Annotated in this window: 1 protein-coding gene; it reads left to right on the top strand. The window is 67.1% G+C overall.

Features of this window, described 5'->3' with window-relative positions:
- The first annotated feature begins 121 nt into the window (after positions 1–121).
- A complete protein-coding gene (locus E1165_RS28640) occupies positions 122–1,015 on the top strand; it encodes an IS5 family transposase (protein ID WP_132394796.1) in 894 nt (297 codons plus the stop codon).
- The last annotated feature ends 22 nt before the right edge of the window (positions 1,016–1,037 follow it).

Raw genomic sequence — 1,037 nt, forward strand, 5'->3', positions numbered from 1 at the left:
TAAGGCGTGTTTCAGAAGTCGTGGTGGCCGGTGAAGGTTACGGCGTGGCGGTGATCGATAACTGAAGAGGTCTCCGGTATCTGGTTCTGCGACCAAGCAAGAACTTCATACCGGAGACCTCGTGGCCAGCGTAGCGGTGACGAGGCGGCATGACCTCACCGACGCCCAGTGGCAGCGCCTCGCTGCGCTGCTGCCTGCCGCGTCGGGGAAGGGCCGGCCGCCAAAGTGGGAGAAACGGCAGCTCATCGACGGGATCAGGTGGCGGATCCGGATCGGGTCGCCCTGGCGTGACGTCCCAGCCGAGTACGGACCCTGGCAGACGCTCTACGGCCTGTTCCGTCGCTGGCAGCGCGACGGCACCTGGGACAAGATCCTGGCCGCGTCACAGGCCACCGGAGATGCGCAAGGCCGGATCACCTGGACGATCAGCGTGGACTCGATGACCAGCCGCGCCCACCAACACGCCGCCGGCGCCCGCAGGAACGGCCACCTGCAGAAAGAGCCACCCGGCGGCGTGCACGACGAACCCGCCGATCACGCCCTCGGACGGTCTCGCGGCGGTCTGACCACCAAGACGCATCTGGCCTGCGAGCAGGGCCAGAAGGTCCTATCGATGGTCGTGACCGCCGGGCACCGTGGTGACAGCCCGCAGTTCATCCCGGTGCTGCGCCGTATCAAGGTGACCCGCCTCGGGGTGGGCCGGCCCCGCACCTGCCCCGACCTCGTCCTGGCCGACAAGGCGTACACCAGCCGCGGTAACCGCGCCTACCTGCGCAAGCGTGGGATCAAGGCGTGCATCCCCAGCAAGAAAGACCAGGACGCCCACCGCAAGGCCAAAGGCGGCCGCGGCGGACGCCCGCCGAAGTTCGACCCAAACCTCTACCGGATGCGACACGCCGTCGAGAACGGCATCGCCCGACTCAAACGCCACCGCGGCGTGGCCACCCGCTACGACAAGTTAGCCGTCCGCTTCCAGGCCGTCCTGACCATCACCATCATCTGCGAGTGGCTCTGACCCGCTTATGAAACACGCCTTA

Source organism: Micromonospora sp. KC723 (assembly GCF_004348595.1).
In the GTDB taxonomy this organism is placed as follows: Bacteria; Actinomycetota; Actinomycetes; order Mycobacteriales; family Micromonosporaceae; genus Micromonospora.